Genomic DNA, 4,123 nt, shown 5'->3' with positions numbered 1-4,123 from the left:
CCCGCCGCAGCGAGCCCCTTCCCCATAATTCCAAGCCCAGAAATCAGATGTGCAGCGCACGCCCATAGGCGGCCAGCACCGACTCGTGCATCGATTCCGAGATGGTCGGGTGCGCGAACACCGTTTCCATCAGCTCGGCCTCGGTCGTCTCCAGCTGGCGGGCGACGACATAGCCCTGGATCATCTCGGTCACTTCCGCGCCGACCATGTGTGCGCCCAGCAATTCGCCGGTCTTGGCGTCGAACACGGTCTTCACGAAGCCTTCCGCCTCGCCGAGCGCGATCGCCTTGCCGTTGCCGATGAAGGGGAACTTGCCGACCTTCACCTGATAACCGGCTTCCTTGGCCTTCGCCTCGGTGAAGCCGACGCTGGCGACCTGCGGACGCGAATAGGTGCAGCCCGGGATGTTGCCCTTGTCCATCGCGTGCGGGTGGACATCCTTGTTGCCCAGCGCCTGCGCGATGGCCTCGGCGGCGATCACGCCCTCATGGCTCGCCTTGTGCGCCAGCCACGGTGCGCCCGTCACGTCGCCGATCGCCCAGATGCCGTCGACGTTCGTGCGGCCATAGCCGTCGGTCTTGATGTGACCGCGATCGGTGGTGACCCCCAGCTTCTCCAGACCGATATTCTCGGTGTTGGGCACGATGCCGATGGCGACGATCGCGTGGCTGAACTCGGCGGTCTCGACCTTGCCGTCCGGACCTTTCATCGCGGCCTTCACGCCCGATGCCGTGGCTTCCAGCTTTTCGAGGCCGGTCTTGGTCTTGATGGTCATGCCGAACTTGGTCAGCTGCTTGGTCATGAACTCGCTGACTTCGGCATCCTCGACCGGCATGATCCGGTCGAGCATCTCGACGATGGTCACTTCGGCGCCCATGTCGTTGTAGAAGCTGGCGAACTCGACGCCGATCGCGCCCGATCCGATGACCAGCAGCTTGGTCGGCATGGCGGGCGGCACCATCGCGTGGCGATAGGTCCAGATGCGCTCGCCGTCCGCCTTGGCGAAGGGCAGGTCGCGGGCGCGCGCGCCGGTGGCGACGATGATGTGCTTGGCGGTCAGCTCGGTGGTCTTGTCGCCCTGGACGACCGACAGCTTGCCCTTGCCGGTGATCGTGCCGACGCCCTCATGGACGGCGACCTTGTTCTTCTTCATCAGGCCCTTGACGCCCGCATTCAGCTGGCCCGCGACCTTCCGGCTGCGATCGACCACCTTGTCGAGGCTGAACGAGGGCTTCTCGACCGACAGGCCGTACTGCGCGGCATGGGTCATGTAGTGATAGACCTCGGCCGAGCGAAGCAGCGCCTTGGTCGGGATACAGCCCCAGTTGAGGCAGATGCCGCCCAGCCGCTCGCGCTCGACGATCGCGACCTTCAGGCCAAGCTGGCTCGCGCGGATCGCCGCGACATAGCCGCCGGGACCCGAGCCGAGGACGATAAGGTCGTAAGTGTCAGCCACTTTGATCTTCCTTCTGAACGCGCGCCTTGGCGGTGCGTGGGGGTGCAACCCCCGAGTAAATGTCAGTTTTTCGCCGGGTCCATCGGCGGAACGGTGCGCGGCTTGCGGTCCTTGTCGGTCGCGACGAACACGAAGCGCGCCTGGGTCACCTTGGTCGCATCCTCCATATGGCGGGCGCGGCGCCAGGCCTCGACCTCGATGGTCATCGACGTGTTGCCGACATGGACCAGGGTGGCATAGACCGACACTTCGTCACCGACGAGCACGGGGGCGTGGAACTTCATCCCCTCCGCCGCGATCGTGACCGCGCGGCCGCCGGAATGGCGCGAGGCCACCGAACCCGCCGCCAGGTCCATCTGGCCCATCAGCCAGCCGCCGAAGATATCGCCGTAAGGATTGGCGTCCGACGGCATGGCGGTGACGCGGATGGTGGGGTGCTGATCGGGAAGCGTGCTCATTGTTCGCTATGCCTGCGTGCCATGCGGTCGGCGATGCGCGCGCGGTGGAGCGGGCCGATGCCCATCGCCACCGTCGCCAGCGCCGCCCCCGTGCCGCACCACCAGATTTCGGTGCGGGCGAGCGGATAGGCCCAGGCGGCGGCCCAGGTCATGACAAGCGCCGCCACCAGCCCCAGGCCGATATAGAACAGCTCCGTCCGAACCCGCATGACCCCGCCCCCGACGCGATCAGGCCAGCATCGCCAGCGGACGCTCGACCAGTTCCTTGAACACCTTCATCAGTTCGGCACCGTCGGCCCCGTCGATGGCGCGGTGGTCGAAGCTGCCGGTCGCCGACATGACGGTCGCCACGCCCAGCTGGTCGTCGACGATGTACGGACGCTTCTCGCCCGCGCCGATCGCCAGGATCATGCCCTGGGGCGGGTTGATGACCGCCTCGAACTGCTTGATGCCGAACATGCCCATGTTCGAGATCGAGGCCGTGCCGCCCTGGAATTCATGCGGCTGCAGCTTGTTGTCGCGGGCGCGGCTGGCCAGGTCCTTCATCGTGGTCGAGATGGACGACAGCGAACGCGTATCGGCCTCCGACACGATCGGGGTGATCAGGCCCGCCGGGGTCGACACCGCGACCGAGATGTCGGCGCGCTTGAAGCTGATCAGCTGGTCGGGCGTGAACATGACGTTGCACTTCGGCACCGCCATCAGCGACACGCCCAGCGCCTTGATGAGCATGTCGTTGACCGACAGCTTCACGCCGCGCGATTCGAGACCGGCGTTCAGCTCGCCACGCAGCTTGAGCAGCGCGTCGAGGCGGATGTCCACCGTCAGGTAGATGTGCGGCACCTGCTGCTTCGATTCGGTCAGGCGACGCGCGATCGTCTTGCGCATGTTGGACAGCTTCGACGCTTCGTGCGGGATGCCCGGCACCTGCGCGGGCTTGGGCGCGGGCGCAGGGACCGAAGCGGCCTCGGACGACGAAGCAGCGGCAGCGGGAGCGACCTTGGCCTGACCCGGCTGCGCATTCTCGACGTCCGCCTTGACGATGCGGCCGTTCGGACCCGAGCCAGTCAGCGCGGACAGGTCGAGGCCCTTTTGCGAGGCGATGCGGCGGGCCAGCGGGCTGGCGATCGCGCGGCCACCATTGCCAGCCGGCTTGCCCGAATCGGCGGGCTTGCCGTGATCCTCGGCCTGCTCGACGGTGCGCTCGGCGGGCTTGGCTTCGCTGCCCGTATTGTTGGGATCGGTCGGGTCGGTCGGCATCGGCTTGGCCGGAGCTGGGGTTTCCGACTTCGTGGGCGCCTGGACCGACGCGGCATCCTCGCCCTCTTCGGCCAGGATCGCGATGACGGTGCCGACCTTTACGTTGTCGGAGCCTTCGGAGACGAGGATCTTGGCGATGACGCCTTCGTCCACCGCCTCGAATTCCATGGTGGCCTTGTCGGTTTCAATCTCGGCCATGATATCGCCGGACTTCACCGTGTCCCCTTCCTTCACCAGCCATTTGGCCAGCGTGCCTTCCTCCATGGTCGGCGACAGCGCGGGCATCTTGATCTCGATCGACATGGAGGTCCTCTCGGGGCAAACCAATTCCGTAGCGGCCCGTCTCTTGCGCCCGAATTGCGCTCGGTCAAGTCATGGCCTTGCATGAAATACTATGTAACGGCATCCCTTGACGGGAATTTGGGGGCCGCCATGCGTATCTATCTGGTCGTGATCGACGACAGTCCGGAATCGAAAATCGCCCTGCGCTTCGCCGCCCGGCGTGCGGTGAAGACCGGCGGCGGCGTTGAAATCCTGACGCTGCTGCCGCCGCAGGAGTTCATCGCGTTCGGTGGCGTGCAGGCGACGATCGAGGATGAAGCCCGGCAACAGGCCGAGGCGCTGCTCGCCAGCGCGGCGGGGACGATCCTGGACGAATCGGGCCTGCGTCCCTCGATCACGGTGCGCGAGGGCGACGGGCCGAAGGTGATCCGCGAGATCATCGCGGCCAATCCCGACATCGCCGCTTTGGTGCTGGGGGCTGCGGCCAGCGGCGCGCCGGGCAAGCTGGTCAGCCACTTTTCCGGCACTGACGCAGGCGCCCTGCCGGTGCCGGTGATGATGATCCCGGGGTCGCTGACGCCCGAGGCGATCGATCGGCTGAGCTGAATCCTCCCCAGTATGGGGAGGGGGACCGCCGCGAAGCGGTGGTGGAGGGGGATCGCCGCGA

The 4,123-nt window shown here is 66.4% G+C and carries 5 protein-coding genes; 1 reads left to right on the top strand and 4 read right to left on the bottom strand.

Annotated elements, in window-relative coordinates; genetic code table 11:
* Positions 1-43 precede the first annotated feature (43 nt).
* The 4 genes from lpdA to SP5_RS04960 form a co-directional block, all read right to left on the bottom strand.
* Positions 44-1,456: a dihydrolipoyl dehydrogenase gene (gene lpdA / locus SP5_RS04975; protein ID WP_042484991.1), complete on the bottom strand. Its 1,413-nt coding sequence runs from the start codon at positions 1,454-1,456 to the stop codon at positions 44-46.
* Between the two features lie 62 nt (positions 1,457-1,518).
* On the bottom strand, positions 1,519-1,914 hold the full coding sequence (locus SP5_RS04970) for an acyl-CoA thioesterase (protein WP_042484988.1): 396 nt from the start codon (positions 1,912-1,914) through the stop codon (positions 1,519-1,521).
* The gene (locus SP5_RS04965) at positions 1,911-2,123 is read right to left on the bottom strand and encodes a hypothetical protein (protein ID WP_042484985.1); all 213 of its coding nucleotides are present in this window, start codon (positions 2,121-2,123) and stop codon (positions 1,911-1,913) included. The genes SP5_RS04970 and SP5_RS04965 overlap by 4 nt, the downstream gene beginning before the upstream one ends.
* 19 nt (positions 2,124-2,142) lie before the next feature.
* Entirely contained in the window at positions 2,143-3,477 is a 1,335-nt protein-coding gene (locus SP5_RS04960; protein ID WP_042484982.1) for a pyruvate dehydrogenase complex dihydrolipoamide acetyltransferase, read from the bottom strand.
* 129 nt (positions 3,478-3,606) lie between these two features.
* On the opposite strand from SP5_RS04960, the gene SP5_RS04955 reads away from it, so the two are divergent.
* Complete coding sequence (locus SP5_RS04955) at positions 3,607-4,062, top strand: universal stress protein (RefSeq protein ID WP_042484979.1); 456 nt, start codon at positions 3,607-3,609, stop codon at positions 4,060-4,062.
* Positions 4,063-4,123 lie beyond the last annotated feature (61 nt).

The organism is Sphingomonas parapaucimobilis NBRC 15100 (genome assembly GCF_000787715.1).
Classification (GTDB): Bacteria; Pseudomonadota; Alphaproteobacteria; order Sphingomonadales; family Sphingomonadaceae; genus Sphingomonas; species Sphingomonas parapaucimobilis.
The sequence above is the reverse complement of the archived record's forward strand: the minus strand, read 5'-3'. Positions and strand labels throughout refer to the sequence as shown.